A 17,851-nucleotide genomic window follows, 5' to 3' on the forward strand; every position below is an offset into this window, starting at 1 on the left:
TGCCATGCAGGTGCTCTACCAGCTGAGCTATGGCCCCTATAGGACGCCATGACAACGGAATGCTGGTCATTCCGCTTGGCTTGTGACCTTGCCTGGCTCTTTGTGAGCTTACAACGCCATCCGTTTAGACCTGGCGCCAGACGGCCACTAGCTTGCCCTGCACCGTTACCTGGTCGGCGGGGAGCACGATTGGGGCATAGGCGGGGTTGGCTGCTTCCAGGGTCACCGTGGCGCCGCTGCGGTGGAAGTGCTTCAAGGTGGTGCCACTGCCTGGCACCAGGGCGCTGACAATCGTGCCTGCTTTGAGCCGGCTCGGGTCGCTGACAGGTTCAAGCAGCACCACGTCCCCGTTGGCGATGTGGGCGTCCACCATTGAATCGCCATTCACGGTGAGGGCAAAAAGGCCGCGGGTATCGAGCACGGGGGCCAGGTCGAGGCGCTCCTGGATGTCGTCGAAGGTTTCAACCAAGCCGCCGGCGGCCACGGCGCCGAGCACCGGGATGCCGCTGGCCATGCCGCCCAGGAGCTGCAGGGTGCGGGCTTGGCCCTCTTGCCAGGTGATCCAGCCCTTCTGCTGCAGGTGGCGCAGGCGGCTCTGGATCGGCGCCGGAGAGCGCAGCCCCATAGCTTCCATCATTTGGCGGATCGAGGGGCTGTGGCGGTTGCTGCCGATGTAGTCGCTAAGCCAGTCGTATAGCTCTTGCTGGGCAGAGGAGAGCTCTTGCTGGACTTGGTTGTTGCTGGGATGGGGCACGGACGCCACGTCGCTGATACAGATGTACCGCCTCGCGGCCTGTTTGTCCAGCTCAGGTGCCGCCGAGTAGGGCTGCCAGTAGGGCTTGTTGGGCGTGGAGGCGGTTTTCGGCCTGGTCAAATACGCGGCTGGAGCTGCCCTCCATGGCGCCGGCGCTGATTTCCAGGCCGCGATAGGCCGGCAGGCAGTGCAGCACGATTGCGCTTGGATCTGCTTCTGCCACCAGCTCTTCGTTGAGACACCAGCCGGCGAAGGCCCTTTGCCGCTCTGCCTTTTCCTCCTCCTGCCCCATTGAGGCCCACACATCTGTGTAGAGGGCGTGGGCGCCGCGCACGGCAGCCACCGGCTCGTGCAGCACCACCACCTCGGATCCGCGAGCCGCCGCTAGGTGGCGTGACTGCTCAAGCACGGCTGCATCGGGTTCAAATCCCACCGGGCAGCCGATGCGCACATTCACCCCGAGCAGGGCGCCGCAGAGCATCAACGAGTGGGCCACGTTGTTGCCGTCGCCCACGTAGCTGAGGGTCAGGCCCTCCACTGCTCCGAAGACCTCCTGCAGCGTCAGGTAGTCGGCGAGGGCCTGGCAGGGGTGCTCCAGGTCGGTGAGGGCATTGATCACCGGGATCGTGGCCCAGTGGGCGTACTCCTCGAGTTCGCCCTGGGCGAAGGTGCGGATCGCCAGGGCATCCACATAGCGGCTCAGCACCCGCGCCGTGTCTGCCACCGGCTCACCGCGGCCTACCTGGCTCACCTGGGGATTGAGATCGATCGTTTGGCCACCAAGCCTGGCCATGGCCACCGAGAAACTCACCCGAGTGCGGGTGGAGGCCTTACTGAAGATCAGTCCGAGGGTTTTGCCCCCTAAATCGATACTGCTGGGGCCGGCCTTTAGGTCGGCCGCCAGCTGCAGCAGGGCCTGGGTTTGCTCGCCGTTGAGGTCGGCCGAGGAGAGCAGGTCTCGCCCGCGCAGCTCTTCTAGGGGTGGATAGGCACTGATGGCGGCCATGGCTCAACTCCTAGGGCATGACGCTGCTGGCCAGCAGCTCCTTGAGATCGTCGCCTTCGATCACCTCCTTCTCGAGGATCTTTTCGGAGATCGATTCAAGCAGCGCCCGGTTGTGGTTAAGGATCGCCAGCGCCTTGTTGTGGGCGTTGTCGACAAGGGAGCGAACCTCCTTATCGATCGCTTGGGCCGTGGCGTCACTCACCACCCGGCGGGGGTTGTTGTTGCCGCCGAGGAAGCGGCTGCCGCCCTGCTTGTCGTAGGCCAGGGGGCCGAGGGTTTCGCTCATGCCGAAGGTGCCCACCATCTGCTCGGCGATGTCGGTGGCGCGTTGCAGGTCGTTGGCGGCGCCGGTGGTGACCTCACCAAACACCACCTCTTCAGCGCTGCGACCGCCCAGCAAGGTGGCAATTTGACCCTCGAGGTCTTCCTTGGAATTGAGGAAGCGCTCTTCGGTAGGCAGCTGCAGGGTGTATCCCAGGGCGCTCATACCGCGGGGCACGATCGAGATCTTGGCCACCTTGCTGCCGCCTGGCATTAGGTGTCCAACGATTGCGTGGCCGACTTCGTGATAAGCCACCACTTTCTTCTCATCGGGTTGCAACACCCGGCTCTTCTTCTCCAGGCCAGCCACCACGCGCTCAATCGCCTCGTTGAGGTCGCCTTGCTCCACCTCGGTGCGATAGGAGCGGGCGGCGAGCAGGGCTGCTTCGTTAACGAGGTTGGCCAGGTCGGCGCCGGCAAAGCCGCTGGTGGCTTGGGCAATCTTGTCGAGATCGACGGTGCTGGAGAGCTTCACCTTCTTGGCGTAGATCTCCAGAATCAGCTTGCGCCCTGACAGGTCGGGGCGATCCACCAGCACCTGGCGGTCAAAACGACCAGGACGCAGCAGGGCGGCATCAAGGGTTTCGGGCTGGTTGGTGGCTGCCAGCACGATCACCGGCTTGTCCTGGCCGGCAAAGCCATCCATCTCCGTGAGCAGCTGGTTGAGGGTCTGCTCGCGTTCGTCGTTGCCGCCGACCACACCCATCGAGCCCGAACGGCTCTTACCAATGGCATCGAGCTCGTCGATAAAGATGATGCAAGGCGCTTTTTTCTTGGCTTCTTCGAATAGATCGCGCACTCGTGCAGCGCCAGCACCAACGAATAGCTCCACGAATTCGGAGCCGGAAATGATGAAGAAGGCCACGCCTGCTTCACCTGCAACGGCCTTGGATAGAAGGGTTTTGCCCGTGCCGGGAGGGCCCACCAGCAGCACACCTTTGGGAATGCGGGCGCCGATAGCGGCGTAGCGCTCGGGTTTTTTGAGGAAGTCAACGATCTCGGCGAGCTCGGCCTTGGCCTCATCCACGCCAGCAACGTCGGCAAAGGTGACCCGTGATTCCTCATCGGGCACATAAACCTTGGCCTTGCTCTTGGTGAAGCTCAAAGCTCCCTGGGCGCCACCGCCCATCTGGCGGCGGGCGAAGAATTGCAGCACCAGGATGAAGATCAGAGGCGGCACCACCCAGCTCAGGGCGGTGGTGAGGAAGCTGGGCTTCTGGGGGGGAGCGGCGGCGAACTCAACCCCGTGCGACTCGAGTCGCTGGGGCAGATCCATGTCGAAGATCGGCGTGGTGGAGAGCACCGTGGGAGCGCCCTCCTCTTCGGGCTCCTTGAGCTCGTAGCGGATCTGGTCTGAGGTGATGTAGGCCCGTTTGACGTTGCTGCTATTCACCTGGTCGATGAACAGGGAGTAGGGCACCCGCGGCACCTGGGCAGCTGGATTGGGCAGGAAGTTGCTGAACAGCAGCAGCACACCAAAACCGATCAACACCAGGTTGATGATTCCGAAGCGGCGGTTAGGGCGGTTGTCGTCCTGGCGGATCGCCATGGTGCGGCAGCCAAAGGTGCACCCAAACTAGGGCTGTGGTCCCCTGGTCGTTTCGGCGGCGGGTTGGGAGAACCGAACGAGGACCCAATTCAGCTATGTGTGGTCGCTACTCCCTCTGCGCCGACTTCGATCGCCTGCAGCCCCGCTTGCAGGGCCCCCTGCCGCCCGGTCTGGCGGCCCACTACGCGCCGCGCTCGCAAGTGCTTCCCGGCGAACCCCTGCTGATCCAGCGCCAGGAAAATGGCCAGCTGCAGGTGGGGCTAGCCCTTTGGGGGCTGCTGCCCGACTGGGTCAAGGATCCCGCCACCGCCCACCGCTGCCTGCATGCCCGCGCTGAGACGGTGGCCTTCAAGCCCAGCTTTCGCGCCGCCTGGCGCCATCGCCGCTGCCTTATTCCTGCTGATGCTTTTTGGGAGCAGGGCCAGTGGCTGCGCCGCCGCGATGGCGATCTGTTTTGGCTTGCCGGCATCTGGGAGCGCTGGATAGGCCCCGATGGCAGCGAGCTCGACAGCTGCTGCGTGCTCACCACCGCCCCCAATGCCCTAGTGGCGCCAATCCACCGGCGCATGCCGGTGGTGATTCCCAACGGCCTGGAGCAGGCCTGGCTCGAGCCCACAGATGGCCATGGCCTGCGGGCCCTCGAATTGCTGCTGCTGCCCTGGGATGGGGGCGACTGGCAGGCCGATGGGGCAGCGATGGCGCTAGACCAACCGCAGTTGGAACTGGACCTGTGAGCCTCGAGCGCCTCGATGCCTTTTTGGCGCATGCCCGCCAATCGCCCCAGCTGGCGACCCAGCTGGCGGAGCCCTTGGAGCTGCAGGACTTCCTGGAGTTGGCCCGCGGCGCTGGCTATGCCCTTGAGGAGGCTGATGTGATCGCCGCGCAGCAGCGGCAGGAGTCCAGCCTCAGCGATGCGGAGCTGCAGGAGCGGGCTGGCGCTGAAGGCCGGCGGTTGCGCAATTTCATTTATTCCTGATGGCAGCCCCTGAGCAGGTAGGCGCCTACCCCCGCCCACCGGCCCTGGTTGAGAGCAGCCAGCTGGTGCGGGTTGAGGCCCTTGGCCAGCTTCTGGCCGAGAGCCGCCGCAGTTTGCGGGTGCTGGAAACCTTTCACCCACCCACCTACTACCTGCCGCCCGAGGCGGTGCGCCAGGAGCTGCTATCGCCCAGCAGCGGAGCCAGTTTTTGCGAGTGGAAGGGGGTGGCCCGCTACTTCGATGTGGTGGTTGATGGGGGTGGCCCGGCCGAGCGCCGGGTGCGGCGGGCGGTGTGGACCTACCCCGAACCCAGCCAGGCCTTTGCTGCTTTGTCCGGTTGGTTTGCGGTGTACCCGGCCTTGATGGACGGGTGCTGGCTGGATGGTGAACCCGTGCAGCCCCAGCCTGGCGGCTTCTACGGTGGCTGGATCACATCCCAGGTGCAGGGGCCGTTCAAGGGTGATCCCTTGCATCCGGAGCTCGTATGAGCAGCCTGGTGGGGAAGGGCATCGATCCACCGGCCTGCTCCACCACCTCGCCGATCAACAGCAGGGCTTGCTGCCGCAGGGCCCAGGCAGCGTGGATGTCGCTGCTGGCGGCGTAGCAGAGCAGGCGCAGCTGGAGGCTGGACTCGCCGTAGCCAACGAAGTGGGCTAGCTGATCCTTGGCCGGGTCTAGGCCGGGCAAGCTTGAGAGGCGCTGCTCCAGGTTTTGGGTGATCGTGGCGACGCGCTCCCGGTCGGCGTAGCTGAGGCCGAATTCGATCCAGATGCGGCGGTTGTCGATCTGGGCCAGGTTCTGGATTGCTTGGCTGGTGAACACCCCATTCGGCACATAAATTCGCTGGCGTTCCGGATCGCGCAGCTCGGTATAAAACCAGCCCACCTGCTCCACCGTGCCAAGCAAATTCAGGCCGGGCAGGTTGATGGTGTCGCCGAGCACGAAAGGGCGGTTGATGTAGAGGCTCAAGCCACTGAGGCCGTTTTCCACAATGGTGCGGGCGCCGAAGCCCAGGGCCGCTGCTCCAAAGCCCCCTGCCGTGATCAGCACTCCCGCCGATACACCCAGCAGATCTAGGGCCATTACCAGCACCACCAGCAGGGCTGCTGTGGTCAGCAGCTTGTCGAGCACATCGAATAGGAACAGCTGATCCTTGCTGGAGAGATGCGGCAGCAACTGGGCGGCGTAGTGCTCGGCGCGCTGTTTGAGTTCGCCGCGCCAGCGCAGCAGGGTCCAAATCACGCCGATGGTGAGCAGCAGATTGCGCACCTCCAGGCCCGCCAGCCACCAGCCAGCACTGCTGAGCAACACCGTGCCCGCCAGGCTGACTCGCCCGCTGAGCAGCAGGGCTTGGCCTAGGGAGCCGGTGCGGCAACGCCTGCCGAGCCGGTCCAGCAGCAGCCAGGTGCCTAGGGCAAGCAACACCCCCGCCAGGGGAAGCTGCAGATTGAAGGGCAGGTTTGTGGCGATCATGGCTCCAGCTCTGCAGGTGAGCTGAGTTGCCAGAGCAGATCGCTGCCCAGGTGCCGGGGCGCTTGAGCCTGCCAGCTCCGCACCTGGGCCATAGCTGTGAAACCCAGCTCACCAAGGGGGGTGCGGGCCGGCTGGCCGCCCATCAGCTTCGGGGCGATCACGGCGACCAGCTCCTGCACGCAGCCTTCGGCTATGGCGGCGGCTGCCAGTTCCGGGCCGCACTCCCAGAACACCTGGTTGCAGCCCCGCAGCGCCAAGGCCTCCAGCAGCAGTCGGGGGCTGCAGCCCTCTAGCTCCAGTCGGGGCACGCCGCGTTTATCCAGGGAGGCTGCGGCCGCGGCTGGAGCCTCTGGCCCATGCACCACCAAGGTGGCGGCGGCGCTTTGATCCCAGAGCTGGGCACTGGCAGGGAGCTCCAGGCGGCGGCTGAGCACCACCCGCAGCGGCTCGGGCTGGCGTTGGCCGCGGCTGGTGAGCAGGGGGTCGTCGGCGCGCACGGTGCCGCCGCCAACGATCACCGCATCGCAGCCGGCCCGCAGCCGGTGCACCCAAGCGCGGGCCTCGGGGCCACTGATCCACTGGCTGGCGCCATTGCTCAGGGCGGTGCGGCCATCGATGCCCATGGCCCACTTGAGGATGCCCAAGGGGCGGCCGCTGCTGATGCGGTGAATGAAGGCCCGGTTGAGCGTGCGGGCCTCGGCCTCGGCTACGCCGGTGATCACCTCGATGCCCGCGGCCCGCAGCTGGGCGAGGCCGCCCCCAGCCACCTGGGGGTTGGGATCGGCCATGGCCACCACCACCCGGGCGATGCCGGCGGCGATCACCGCCTGGCTGCAGGGGGGGGTGCGGCCGTGGTGGCAGCAGGGCTCCAGGGTCACCACCAGGGTGCCGCCGCGGGCTCGCTCGCCCGCCTGGGCCAGGGCGCCCACCTCGGCGTGGGGCTCTCCGGCCCGGGCGTGGTAGCCCTCCCCCACCAGCGAGCCGCCGGCATCGAGCACCACTGCTCCCACCAGGGGGTTGGGGCTGGTGCGTCCGGCGCCCAGCTCAGCTAGCTGCAGGGCCCGTTGCATCCAGGGAAGCCAGGGCGCCGTGGAGGGCATCACTGGCTCATCCAGCAGCGCTGGGCAGGCTGCGCCATTCCGCCACCACAAATGGCGGCACCGGCAGCTCCACAAACACCCCCGGCAGCACCAGGCGCAGGGGCCGGTCTTGGTGCAGGTCGGCCAGCAGGGGGGCCAGATCAAACTCGGCGGCGGCGGCGCGGCCATCACCCGCCAGCTGGGGATTGGCCAGAGTCACATCGGCCAGCTCCCAGCGGAAGTGGCCGCTGCGCACCTGCAGAGATGTGGGGTGGTCTAGCCGCACCTTGCCGGGATAGCCCACGATGCGCAGCCTCAGGGGGCCGCCAGGAGCGCCTTCGCGATAAGCCACCACCTGCCAGCTCTGGTAGTCGAGGTCGCGCAGGCTCTCGAGGCTGCGCACCACCGGGGTGCCATTCTCGTCGTTGTGGGCGTGGACTAGGGCCTGGGCCGGTGTGGCCAGGCTCAGCCAGAGCCCTAGCGCCAGCAAGGGGGCCAGCAGCAGCGAAAGCAGGCTTTTCATGGTTGGCGCTCGGCGCCTGGAATCGCTTGCCAGTTGGTGTGGGTAGCCCACAGGGCCCAGATCGCCATGGCGCGCAGGTAGTGGCAGGCCCGGAAGGTGTTCACGCCAGTGATCGCCTCGGGGGTGCGGAACTGCAGGCCGCCGCTGTACACCTGCTCCACCACGGCGCCGGTGATGGCAAAGGCCGTGCTGGTTTCTCCCATTAGGCGGTAGTAGGCCGCCAGGCCGAAGTTGATGCCGGTCCACACCTCAAGGGGATGGGTGCCGTTGGGATCGAGCGGGGTGCCATCGCGGCGCAGGCCATTGGCCACGCCGAGCCGGCCCCCCTGGAAACCCTCAAAGCACGACTCCTTAATCGCTTTGAGCGCACTGCTGGCGCGCTCATCAGCCACCACGGCGGGCAGTCCCAGCAGGCGGGCGTAGAAGTCGCCGCAGAGCTGGTCTGCCATCACCACCGGCGTGCCGCTCTCGGCATCGATTTTGTAAAACTCACCGTTCCAGAGCAGCAGGTCGAAGTTGGCGCGCGACTGCTCCAGCCAGCCGCCCAGTTGGCGCTGCTCGCCGCTTGTGTCTAGCCCTAGCTCCAGTTGCAGCTGCTGGGCGATCGCTAGCCCCGCCTCCAGGGCGGCGATCCAGAGGGCGCCGCAGTAGGCACTGACGCCCTTGAGCGGCCAGTCGTCGAAGGTTTGGTCGGGGGCGCCGCCGTTGTCGGGCAGGCCGTCGTTGTTGACGTCGAAAGTTTTGAGGTAGGTGAGGGCCTGGATAGCCGCCGGCCAGCACTCGGCCAGGAAGCCGAGGTCTGGGCCGTTGGGAGCGAGCTTGAAGGTGCGCCACACCTGCAGCACATAGTCGCTGGCCAGGTCTTTCCAGAGATTGCAGTCTTGATAGGCGGTGTAATTGGTGGCCTCAAACGGCCGCTCGTTGGGGGCACCCAGATCGTGGGGGGTGGCACCGGCCAGTTTGCGGGCGGCCTCCATCCGGCCCTTGCCCTGGGTGAAATACCAGCCGATCGGCCGCAGTGTGGCGTCGGCAGCGGGGATGGCGCGGGCGAAGCTGCGCAGCACGGCCTTGTCGAGCTCGGGCCAGAGCTGCAGCAGGGCAAAGGAGCCGTAAAGCCGCACGTCCAGGCTTTCGTACCAGGCGTAGTCGAGGCACTCCAGCACGCCAAACTGACCCACCGGATCGCCTGCAGCAGCGGCGGTCCAGAGGCTGCCGCCACTGGCTAGATCGTATAGCTCGTTGAACAGCGCCATCCGCAGTGGTTCGGGCAGATCGCTGCGCTCCAGCACCGGCTTTTGCCAGGCCTCGATCTGGGCGCGCCAGTCGCGCCAGTCGCTAAGAGCCTCGGCGGCGATGGCGGCGGAGCTGGTGCCGCTATCGCCGCCGGCCTCTTCGCCAAAAAAATCGCTGTAGCGGCGCAGGGCGCGGCTGCCGGTGGCGAAGGCCGTGACCGGGAGGTCCCAGCTGATCACCAGGGGAATCTCGATGCTGGCCCCCGGCTCCAGGCAGCACTTCACCGCCAGGGCGGCGCTGGCAGGGTCGCTATCGCCACTGCGGCGGTCGTTGTTGCTATCAGGAATCGAGCCGTCGCGGGCGAAGGGTTCCCACAGCTCAGCGCCACTGCCGCTGGGATCCCAACGGCTGCAGCGCTGCACTTCGAGGTGGTCGGCGGTGGCGATGCACCACTGTCCCTGGCCCTCGGCGAGGGGGGTGGCGCGCTCACCATCAAGCAGCACCCCCTTGAGCCCCGGGTGCTCCACCCAGGTATTGCGGTGGCCCTTGCTGCGGCCGATCGCGGGCACGTAGTTGTGCTCCGGGCTGCCGTCATCTCGAAACGTGACTGCTGCTGTGGGATCTGTGTTGGTGAACCAGCCCGTGGTGTTGCGCCAGCTCAGCAGCAGGGAGAGGTCGAGGGGCCGGTTGGTGGGGTTGGTGAGGGTCCAGACGAACACCGCCACCGGGTAGCTGGTGCGCTGGTAGTCGCCCGGCAGGATCGGACTGAAGGCTTCGCAGCTCACCTCGGCTTGGAACACACCCGTGTACTGGGTGCTGCTGATCGGGTAGCGGGCGGCATAGGTGCCGGTGCGCTGCTTGTCGCTACTGGCGGGATACCAGCTCCAGGCGCTCAGGGGTTCGCCGGCTGCGGGCCTGGAGGCATCGACCTCTGGCTTCACCGCTAGGGCATGGGCGCGACTCTGGTCGCCGTCGCTTTCAAACAGGGCGAACTGGCAGTCGGGCAAGTTGCCAAACCAGTGCTCGCCGCCATCGAGGTGCCAAAGGTTGAAGGAGCCATCGGGGGCGCGGCCGATGCAGCCGGCGCCGAAGCCCCCCAGGGGCATGCCGTGGTTGGGACCGTCGTCGAGGTTGCTGGCGTAACGCACCGTGTAGGGCTGCTCCCAACCCAGGCCAAAGGCCCGGCTCCAGCTACTGCTGCCAGCGGTGGGAGCCCCGTTGCCCTTCAGCAGCGATGTGAGGGCTGAAAGGCCGAAGCGCGCCATGGGGCCAGAAAAGGTGCGTCCAGCTTGTCAGAGGTTGTTGGCGGCTGGGACTGGGCTTCCTGCAGGGGCTCTAACAGAAGTGGTGTGTTCAGAAGATGGCAGGAAGAAGCGATGGCTAGATGAACGTAAAGGCTTCGAATGGGTCAGGCAGGGCGTTCAAGGCGCTGCAGGCGCAGCTCACTCACCGAGGCGATGGCTTCGAAATCGGCATCGAAACTCACCAGCACCGCGTTGTGGTGCAGAGCCACGGCGGCCACCAGGAGGTCGAGGCTGAGAACCGTCTGACCGATCTGGCGGCAGGCCTGGCCCAGGTCGATCGCCCGCTGCCACAGATCTGCAGGGGTGGAGAGCGTGGGCAGGGTGTCGAACTGGGCTTTCAGTTGGCGGGTTTCGTCTGGACGGGCTGAACGCAGCATCTCAAAACGCACCGGTTCCGCCAGGTGGGCCTCAGGGTCGAGGACGAAGGGCGCGATGAACTGTTTGAGGGGGGCCGGGCTCCGGGTACGGGTGAAGTCGATCCACAGGCTGGTGTCGAGCAGCAGGGTCATGCAGCGAACTCCTGGTTCCGTTGGCGCTCGCGCTCCTGGTCGGCCTCGTAGCTCTCCAGCTCGACGCCCCACTCGCCGCTGAGGAATCGCTGAGCGATCTGGGCGCGACGGTGCTGCTGCAGGGCCTCCTCCATCAGGCGGCGGATGGCGGGCCCCTTCTTGCGCTCGCCGGTGAGCTCCAGGATTTCGGTCATCTCAGTATCCGAAAGTTCAACGGTCACTTTCATGGTTTCAGCTACCTCGAGTCCGACCCTGAGAGCAGTTTAAGCGGATTTTGGTGTTGGACTGGTGATCGGGATTGAGCAGAGCCGATCAGTAGGCCTGGTTCGCTGGCGCCTGGAAACCGCCGTTCACCTCCTGATCCACCAGGGCGTCGAGGGTCACGGCCGAGCGCACCAGGGCCTGATAGCGCTGCACCACGCGGCGGTTGCGTTCGATCCAATTGCCGGGATCGCCGCTGGGCAGGCCCGTGCCGTCGCCGGCCAGCAGCTCCAGGTCGTTTTGCTGGGCTAGCAGGGCCAGCACCAGGTCGTGGATGCGCTGGCGGCGGTCGCTCATGGCTGGGTCCGGTGGCACAGGCCGGCCATCATGGCTGCAGTGACCGTGGGGCGCCCTGGCTCAGCAGGCCGTGTTGGAGGTGGTCGGCACCGATGCCGGAGGGCTGGCTGCGCTGCCGGCCCCCAGCCTCGCCTTGGTGCGGGCAGCCCAGCTGCTGCTTGCCCCCCAGCGCTTGCTGGCGGAGCTTGGCCCCTGGTGGCAGGAGGAACAGGGGGCCGGCCGCATCCCGGCGGGGAACCCCTGCCCCCAGCTCCTGGCCAGCGATCGGACCGAGCAGATTTTCGGCCCGCTGGAGCAGGCCCTGGCGACGGGCCGGCCGGCGGTGCTGCTCGCAAGTGGCGACCCGCTTTGGTTTGGCATCGGTCGCCTGCTGCTGCAGCGCTTTCCGGCCGCCCAGCTGCGCTTTCATCCCGCCCCCTGCTCCCTCCAGCTGGCCTTTGCCCGCCTCGGCCGCCCCTGGCAGGACGCCAGCTGGATCAGCCTGCACGGCCGCGACCCCGAAGCCCTGGCCCCCGCCCTGCAGAAGCGACCACCTGCCCTGGCGGTGCTCACCGACCCCAGCCGCGGCGGCGCCGAAGAGGTGCGGCGAATCCTGGCGGCCTCTGGCCTGGAGGCGGCCTATGCCTTCTGGCTGTGCGAGCGGCTGGGCCATCCGGCGGAGCGGATGCAGCGGCTGCTCCCCGGGGCACCCCTGCCGCCCGACTTCGATCCGCTGCATCTGGTGCTGCTGATCGCTGAGCCGCCGGCGCCCCCGGCTGATCCCGCAGCCCTCCCCCTGTTTGGCCTTGAAGACGGCCTGTTCCTCCAGCACGACGACCGCCCCGGCTTGATGACCAAGCGGGAGGTGCGCATTCAGCTGCTGGCTGATCTGGAGCTGCCCGAGTGCGGCGTGCTCTGGGATATCGGCGCCGGCGTGGGTTCGGTGGGGCTCGAGGCGCTGCGGCTGCGGCCTGGCCTGGCGCTCTGGGCCCTGGAGGCCCGCGGCGGCTCTGCAGCTCTGATCGCAGCCAATGCCGAGCGGTTGGGGGTGAGACCGACCGGCGTGCTGGAGGGCCGGGCCCCCGAAGCCCTGGCGGAGCTGCCCGATCCGGATCGGGTGCTGCTCGGCGGCGGTGGCCGCGAGCGCGCGGCGGTGCTGGCGGCGGTGCTGCAGCGCCTGCGGCCCGGCGGGATGGCGGTGATCCCGCTCGCCACCGTGGAAGCCCTGGCGGAGCTGCGGCCGCTGCTTGAACAGGCCGGCTGCCGGGTGGCGGTGTCTCAGCATCAGGCCTGGCGGGGGGCCCCGTTGGCCGATGGCACCCGCCTGGCGCCGCTTAATCCCGTGCTGGTGTTGAAGGGGCGGCTGCCAGCCGCTGCAGGTTGAGCAAGCGCTGCCACAGCGCGGCCCGTGGGGCCTCGATCGCCAGCACCTGACGGCAGCGCTCCAGCCAGCCTTCACGCTGCTGCAGCCGCTCTAGGGCCTTGCCCAGATCGGTGCGGATTGCATCGCCATAAGCCTCTTCCGCCTTGGCCAGCGCCCGCTGCCAGATGGTTTGGGTCAGGGGTATGTGGGCCAGATCGATCAGATCACGGTTGAAGACTCCGTCGTCGTTCCAGCGGTCGGAATTGGCCAGCAGCTTGCTGCAGATGAGGTCGTTCAGCGTGAGGGAGGCAATGCCGCAGATCGCGTCTTCCTCGCTGGGCATCTCCAGGCTGATCCGGCCCTCCAGCACGATTTCCAGCTTGATGGCCACCCCCGCCACCACCACGCCTGCCCGGATGCCGTATTGGTCGGTGAGCGGTTCGCGGCTCTCCTCGAGGGGGGTTTGGGGATCCTTCCAAAGTGCCCTCAGGCTGTTGTCCCGCCGGATCAGCTGCCGCAATTCTCGGTAGCCCTGCCGGTCTGAGACGAGCAGATCCACATCCACCGACTGGCGGAACTCCCCGTAGCGCAGGGCAATGGCCGTGCCGCCGCCGAACAGGCAGTGGTGCTGCTGCAGGAGCTCCGCATTGAGCTGGTCCAGCAGGCTGGCGATCCGGCGGTGGTGCTCAAGCCGGAACATCAGCTTCCGGGATGGTGAGATTCAGCGCGGTGATCAGCTGGCGCTCGTTTGGCTGCAGCGGCTCCAGATCCAGTCGCCTGCGCTGGCGTGCATAGAGAGAGGCCGCTTCCGATGCGTTCAGGCTGCCGCTGCCCTGGACATGCCAGGCCAGTTGCTGCAGCAGGGGATAGGCAGCTAGCTCGATCGTCTCCGCTCTGGTTGCGGTTGGTGCTCCAGCTTCGGCATCCTCCGGACCCTCCAACTGGCCCAGGGACAGATCGAGGGCATCCAGCACATTCATCAGGGCCCCCAGCGTCACCGAGGTTGCGCCCGTCTCGATGCGGTGCAGCGTCACCCTGGAGATCCCGCCCGCTGCCGCGGTGGCCATCGCACTGATACCAAGCGCCTTCCGTCTCCGCCGGATGCGTTCGCCGATGGCCCGCAGGCGCTCTGGGCAACGGCCCTGGGGCTGTGGTGCGGTGGCGGGCATGGGATCCCCGGCTTGAATGTTTCCCATTCTGGTCATCAGGATGGCTACCGGCTGTAGCTCAGGGTGCCGCCTGGCCTCCTAGCGCCTCTATCCGCGCCAGGCTGCCCACCTGGATGCCCTGGGCTGCGGCCTGGCCGGCGGCAAGCTCCAGCACGCCGTCCACCTCCTGATCAGGGCCGTAGCTGCGGCAGGGCAGGTGCAGGCAGGGTTTGGTGTGGGCTTCGATCGCCACCACCCGGCCGCCCTGCACAAACAACATGTCGAGGGGTTCGGGGGTGCGGTGCATCCAGAAGCGCGCCAGAGACGGCGGGTTGTAGGGGAACCACATGCCCCGCAATGGCGCAAGCGCCGGCCGCAGCTGCAGTCCCCTGCCTTGCTTTTCGGGGGTGTCGGCCACCTCCAGGGCGATACAGCGATCAGGCGCCAGGCACCAGCGGGCCGTGATCGGCAGCCATTGGGGCGGCGGCGTGAAGCCGCACAGCAGGGCAGCCACCCCAGGCAGGGCTAGCCCCCAGCCGCATCTGGCGTTCATTCGCGGGCCTCCAGCTGGGGCAGCCGCTCGCTCAGGCAATAGCCCTGACCGCGGATCGTGTGGATCAGCCGTCGTTCGCCGCCCTCCTCCAGCTTCTGGCGCAGGTAGCGCACATACACCTCAATCACGTTGCTGCTGCTGTTGCTGTTGCTGCTGTTGCTGTCCTGCCCGTCGTTCCATACCTGGCGCAGGATCAACTCCCTGCTCACCACAGTGCCCTTGCGCTCCAGCAGCAGCAGCAGCAGCTGGTATTCCCTGGCCGTCAGGCCCACGGGCCGCGCTCCCCGTTTCACTTGGCGGGTGCTGGGATTCAGCACCAGGTCGCCCACCTGCAGTAGCTGGGCCGGCACATTGGCGCGGCTTGTGAGATCTAGATGCAATCGCAGCCGCATCAGCAGGTCGCTGGGGCCGAGGCTCGAAAGCCAGAAGTCGTCTGCTCCTGAGCTGAGGCAGTGGACCCGCGCCTCCACCGTGTCGTCGCCCACATCCAGCAGCACGGGGATGGGGCCCCACTGTTCTCGCAGGGAGGCGATGCGGCCCGAATCGCCGCTGGAAAGCAGCACCGCATCTGGGGTTGCCCCAGCCGGCACAGGCTCCCTGCAGCACGAGTAGCCGGAAGCCTCCAGCCGTGGCGCCAGGGCCTCGGCCTCCGGGCCCAGCAGCAGGATGTGGGAATCGTTCATGGCGCCGTGCCGTTGCCGGGCTTAGCCACGTGGGGCAGGCCCCAACCCAATTTGTTGCGCAGCACCTGGAAAAACTCGTGGTCGGCCAGCCGCACGAAGCGTACGGGCTGCTCGCTGCGGCGCACCAGGATTCGATCCTCCGGCCAGATGTAACAACCAGCGCTGCCATCCACCACCATCATCAGCCTCTCAGGCGTGGCGGGAAACACCGTCACCGGCTCGCGGTCGCTGAACACCAGGGCGCGCGAAGCCAGCGAATGGGGTGCGATCGGCGTGAGTTGCAGCACCGGGCAGTCGGGGGTGATCACTGGTCCGCCGGCGCTGAGGGCGTAGGCGGTGGAGCCGGTGGGGGTGGCAAGGATCACCCCGTCGGCGGCGATATCGACCGGCGCATGGCGACCGATGGCGATTTCGAAGTGGCACATCGAGGTGAGCGGCTCGCGGTGCAAGGCCATTTCGTTGAGGCAGAGCACTTCCCAGCGCCGCTGCTCGCCGCGCATCACGCTGACGATCAGCATCGTGCGCTCCTCCACCGTCCACTCGCCGGAGAGCACCTGCTCCAGGGCCCCCTCCAGCTGGTGCAGGTAGGCCTCCGCCAGAAAGCCCAGATGGCCCGTATTGATGGTGAGGATCGGGACGCCAACCGGAGCCGTTTGACGGGCCGCTGAAAGCACGGTGCCGTCGCCGCCCAGCACCACCGCCAGACTTAGGTCCCGGTCGAAGCCGGCCGGCACGCAGGCCGCATAGCCCCGGGTGCGCAGGTGCTGGTCGGGGTTGGCAAAACCCACCATGCCGCCGGAGCTGCTAACCCGCACCACGCCATAGCCCGCCGCCGTAAAGCGCGCCTCGATGGCATCGGCGGTGGACAGGGCGAGGTCCTTGCCGTCATTCACGATCAGTCCGACGCGGGGCACCGATCGGGAAGCGAGGGGCTGCCCGAGTTTATGGGGCTCCAATCAAACCGCCCAACTAAAACTGCTCCAGGAAGCGCAGGTCGCTGGTGTAGAGGCGGCGAATGTCGTCGATGCCGTGGCGCACCATGCAGAAGCGCTCGACGCCCAGGCCAGCGGCAAAGCCGCTCCAGCGCTCTGGATCGAGGCCCATACCGGTGAGCACGGCGGGGTCGACCATGCCGCAGCCCATCACCTCCAGCCAGCGGCCACGCCACTGCACATCCACCTCGGCGCTGGGTTCGGTGAAGGGGAAGTAGCTGGCCCGAAAGCGCACCGGTAGGTCGCCGAAGAACTGTTGCAGAAAGGCCGTGACGGTGCCGCGCAGGTGGCTGAAGTCCAACCCCTCATCAATCGCCAGCACCTCCACCTGGTGGAACACGGGCGAGTGGGTGGCATCCACGGCGTCGCGGCGATACACCCGCCCTGGGGCGATCACCCGCACTGGCGGTGGGTTGTTCTCCAGGTAGCGGATCTGCACAGGCGAGGTGTGGGTGCGCAGCAGTTGGCTATCGCCCAGATAAAAGGTGTCCTGCATGTCCCGGGCGGGGTGATGCTCGGGAATGTTGAGGGCCGTGAAGTTGTAGTAATCGCTCTCGATCTCAGGCCCCTCCGATACCCGATATCCCAGGCCGGCAAAGATGTCGACGATCTCTTCGATCGTGCTTATTAAGGGGTGGCGGTGGCCCGGCGGCGTGAAGCTGCAGGCCGCAGTGACGTCAATGGTTTCGCCGGCGAGACGCTCGGCCATGGCTGCGCTTTTCACTGCCGAAAGCCGCTCGCCAAGGAGCGCCTGCACCTGCTCTTTGAGCACGTTGGCCCTTTGGCCGATCAGGGGCCGCTCATCGCCAGGCAGCTTGCCCATGGCGCCGAGCACGCCAGAAAGGCGCCCCTTCTTGCCGAGCAGTCCCACTCGAAGTTCTTCCAGTTCAGCAGCGGTGCTGGCGGTGGAGATCTCTGCTGCAGCCTGGCTTTCCAGCGCCTGGAGCTGGTCGGTGAGCTGCTGCAGGGAAACGGTGGCGCTCACGGCAGGGGCGGAGGGATTGCTGACTGTAAGGAGCCGCCCCAGTTACCTTGCGGCTAAATGGCGTTAGGCCCGATGGCACCGCTCAAGATCCTGATCAGCAACGACGACGGGGTCTTCGCTGAAGGCATTCGAACTCTGGCCAATGCGGCCCTGGCCCGCGGCCACCAGGTGAGTGTGGTGTGTCCTGACCAGGAGCGCTCCGCTACGGGCCACGGTCTCACCCTGCAGACCCCAATACGGGCGGAGCGGGCTGATGAGTTGTTCGATGATGGCGTCCAGGCCTGGGCCTGCAGCGGTACCCCCTCGGACTGCGTCAAGCTCGCCCTGTTTTCCTTGCTGGATGAGTGGCCGGATCTGGTGCTCTCCGGCATCAACCACGGCCCCAACCTGGGCACAGATGTGCTGTATTCCGGCACGGTGAGTGCGGCGATGGAGGGCACGATTGAGGGCCTTCCCGCCCTGGCAGTAAGTAGTGCCGACTTTCAATGGCGCCAATTTGCGCCAGCGGCACGCCTCGCCCTCGATGTGGCTGAGCGGATGCTGGCGGAGGGTTGGCCCAGCAACATGTTGCTCAATCTCAATGTGCCGCCCCGGCCGGCTGAGGCGATTGGAGAGCTGCGCTGGTGCAATTCAGCGGTGCGTCGCTACACCGACCAGTTCGAGCAGCGGGTAGACCCCCGCGGCCGCAGCTACTACTGGCTGGCGGGGGAGGTGGTCAACGATCTGGAGGCCCAGGTGTCTGGGCCGGCGGCCTGGCCCACCGATGTGGCCCAGATCAATGCCGGTGGGGTCTCACTGACGCCGCTCCAGCCAGACATCTTCTGGCGCGGTCGCACGGCCGATCTGCCGGTTTGGTGAGCGGC

General features: G+C 66.8%; 21 protein-coding genes. 5 read left to right on the forward strand and 16 right to left on the reverse strand.

The window, feature by feature from the left end; genetic code table 11:
- Positions 1–124: 124 nt before the first annotated feature.
- Genes lexA through ftsH form a run of 3 tightly spaced genes read right to left on the reverse strand, consistent with a single transcriptional unit; the run spans position 125 to position 3,630 of the window.
- Entirely contained in the window at positions 125–763 is a 639-nt protein-coding gene (lexA, locus tag KBY72_RS07470; RefSeq protein ID WP_409995483.1) for a transcriptional repressor LexA, read from the reverse strand.
- 43 nt (positions 764–806) lie between these two features.
- Positions 807–1,760, reverse strand: coding sequence for an ornithine carbamoyltransferase (gene argF, locus KBY72_RS07475; protein ID WP_254993340.1), 954 nt, complete (start codon positions 1,758–1,760; stop codon positions 807–809).
- A 10-nt stretch (positions 1,761–1,770) separates the two neighbouring features.
- Entirely contained in the window at positions 1,771–3,630 is a 1,860-nt protein-coding gene (gene ftsH, locus KBY72_RS07480) for an ATP-dependent zinc metalloprotease FtsH (RefSeq protein WP_254959741.1), read from the reverse strand.
- Positions 3,631–3,725: 95 nt separating this feature from the next.
- On the opposite strand from ftsH, the gene KBY72_RS07485 reads away from it, so the two are divergent.
- From KBY72_RS07485 to KBY72_RS07495, 3 genes are read left to right on the forward strand one after another with little or no spacing between them, the layout of a single operon-like run.
- Positions 3,726–4,364, forward strand: a complete 639-nt coding sequence (locus KBY72_RS07485; RefSeq protein ID WP_254959740.1) for an SOS response-associated peptidase — start codon at positions 3,726–3,728, stop codon at positions 4,362–4,364.
- Positions 4,361–4,606 (forward strand): Nif11-like leader peptide family RiPP precursor, encoded by a 246-nt coding sequence (locus KBY72_RS07490; protein ID WP_106502241.1) that lies wholly within the window; start codon positions 4,361–4,363, stop codon positions 4,604–4,606. The genes KBY72_RS07485 and KBY72_RS07490 overlap by 4 nt, the downstream gene beginning before the upstream one ends.
- Complete coding sequence (locus KBY72_RS07495) at positions 4,606–5,094, forward strand: DUF427 domain-containing protein (RefSeq protein ID WP_254959738.1); 489 nt, start codon at positions 4,606–4,608, stop codon at positions 5,092–5,094. The genes KBY72_RS07490 and KBY72_RS07495 overlap by 1 nt, the downstream gene beginning before the upstream one ends.
- On the opposite strand, the gene KBY72_RS07500 is transcribed toward KBY72_RS07495, so the two are convergent.
- The 7 genes from KBY72_RS07500 to KBY72_RS07530 all read right to left on the reverse strand — a co-directional run bounded on the left by KBY72_RS07500 (position 5,060) and on the right by KBY72_RS07530 (position 11,285).
- Positions 5,060–6,079: a mechanosensitive ion channel family protein gene (locus KBY72_RS07500; protein WP_254959737.1), complete on the reverse strand. Its 1,020-nt coding sequence runs from the start codon at positions 6,077–6,079 to the stop codon at positions 5,060–5,062. The two genes, KBY72_RS07495 and KBY72_RS07500, sit on opposite strands and share 35 nt — an antisense overlap.
- On the reverse strand, positions 6,076–7,179 hold the full coding sequence (ribD, locus tag KBY72_RS07505) for a bifunctional diaminohydroxyphosphoribosylaminopyrimidine deaminase/5-amino-6-(5-phosphoribosylamino)uracil reductase RibD (RefSeq protein WP_254959735.1): 1,104 nt from the start codon (positions 7,177–7,179) through the stop codon (positions 6,076–6,078). The genes KBY72_RS07500 and ribD overlap by 4 nt, the downstream gene beginning before the upstream one ends.
- Before the next feature lie 7 nt (positions 7,180–7,186).
- Positions 7,187–7,681: a DUF3122 domain-containing protein gene (locus KBY72_RS07510; protein ID WP_254959734.1), complete on the reverse strand. Its 495-nt coding sequence runs from the start codon at positions 7,679–7,681 to the stop codon at positions 7,187–7,189.
- Entirely contained in the window at positions 7,678–10,179 is a 2,502-nt protein-coding gene (locus tag KBY72_RS07515; protein ID WP_254993341.1) for a GH116 family glycosyl hydrolase, read from the reverse strand. The genes KBY72_RS07510 and KBY72_RS07515 overlap by 4 nt, the downstream gene beginning before the upstream one ends.
- 143 nt (positions 10,180–10,322) lie before the next feature.
- Entirely contained in the window at positions 10,323–10,727 is a 405-nt protein-coding gene (locus KBY72_RS07520) for a PIN domain nuclease (protein ID WP_254959732.1), read from the reverse strand.
- Entirely contained in the window at positions 10,724–10,954 is a 231-nt protein-coding gene (locus KBY72_RS07525) for a hypothetical protein (RefSeq protein ID WP_254959731.1), read from the reverse strand. The genes KBY72_RS07520 and KBY72_RS07525 overlap by 4 nt, the downstream gene beginning before the upstream one ends.
- An 85-nt stretch (positions 10,955–11,039) precedes the next feature.
- Positions 11,040–11,285 (reverse strand): hypothetical protein, encoded by a 246-nt coding sequence (locus tag KBY72_RS07530; protein WP_254959730.1) that lies wholly within the window; start codon positions 11,283–11,285, stop codon positions 11,040–11,042.
- Positions 11,286–11,355: 70 nt separating this feature from the next.
- Between KBY72_RS07530 and cbiE the strand changes: the two genes are divergently transcribed.
- Entirely contained in the window at positions 11,356–12,648 is a 1,293-nt protein-coding gene (gene cbiE, locus KBY72_RS07535; protein ID WP_254959729.1) for a precorrin-6y C5,15-methyltransferase (decarboxylating) subunit CbiE, read from the forward strand.
- Here the strand turns inward: cbiE and KBY72_RS07540 are convergent.
- Genes KBY72_RS07540 through pheS form a run of 6 tightly spaced genes read right to left on the reverse strand, consistent with a single transcriptional unit; the run spans position 12,599 to position 16,988 of the window.
- Positions 12,599–13,327, reverse strand: coding sequence for a nucleotidyl transferase AbiEii/AbiGii toxin family protein (locus KBY72_RS07540; RefSeq protein ID WP_254959727.1), 729 nt, complete (start codon positions 13,325–13,327; stop codon positions 12,599–12,601). The genes cbiE and KBY72_RS07540 overlap by 50 nt on opposite strands.
- On the reverse strand, positions 13,314–13,796 hold the full coding sequence (locus tag KBY72_RS07545) for a helix-turn-helix domain-containing protein (RefSeq protein ID WP_254993342.1): 483 nt from the start codon (positions 13,794–13,796) through the stop codon (positions 13,314–13,316). The genes KBY72_RS07540 and KBY72_RS07545 overlap by 14 nt, the downstream gene beginning before the upstream one ends.
- A 58-nt stretch (positions 13,797–13,854) precedes the next feature.
- A complete protein-coding gene (locus KBY72_RS07550; RefSeq protein WP_254959723.1) occupies positions 13,855–14,328 on the reverse strand; it encodes a DUF192 domain-containing protein in 474 nt (157 codons plus the stop codon).
- Positions 14,325–15,011, reverse strand: coding sequence for a winged-helix domain-containing protein (locus tag KBY72_RS07555; protein WP_254993343.1), 687 nt, complete (start codon positions 15,009–15,011; stop codon positions 14,325–14,327). The genes KBY72_RS07550 and KBY72_RS07555 overlap by 4 nt, the downstream gene beginning before the upstream one ends.
- Positions 15,008–15,925, reverse strand: a complete 918-nt coding sequence (locus tag KBY72_RS07560) for an NAD(+) kinase (RefSeq protein ID WP_254959720.1) — start codon at positions 15,923–15,925, stop codon at positions 15,008–15,010. Before KBY72_RS07560 ends, KBY72_RS07555 begins: the two co-directional genes overlap by 4 nt.
- Before the next feature lie 55 nt (positions 15,926–15,980).
- Positions 15,981–16,988 (reverse strand): phenylalanine--tRNA ligase subunit alpha, encoded by a 1,008-nt coding sequence (gene pheS / locus KBY72_RS07565; protein WP_254959719.1) that lies wholly within the window; start codon positions 16,986–16,988, stop codon positions 15,981–15,983.
- Positions 16,989–17,060: 72 nt separating this feature from the next.
- On the opposite strand from pheS, the gene surE reads away from it, so the two are divergent.
- A complete protein-coding gene (gene surE / locus KBY72_RS07570; RefSeq protein ID WP_106502229.1) occupies positions 17,061–17,846 on the forward strand; it encodes a 5'/3'-nucleotidase SurE in 786 nt (261 codons plus the stop codon).
- Positions 17,847–17,851 lie beyond the last annotated feature (5 nt).

This window comes from Cyanobium sp. BA5m-21, assembly GCF_024346235.1.
GTDB classification, from domain to species: Bacteria; Cyanobacteriota; Cyanobacteriia; order PCC-6307; family Cyanobiaceae; genus Cyanobium_A; species Cyanobium_A usitatum.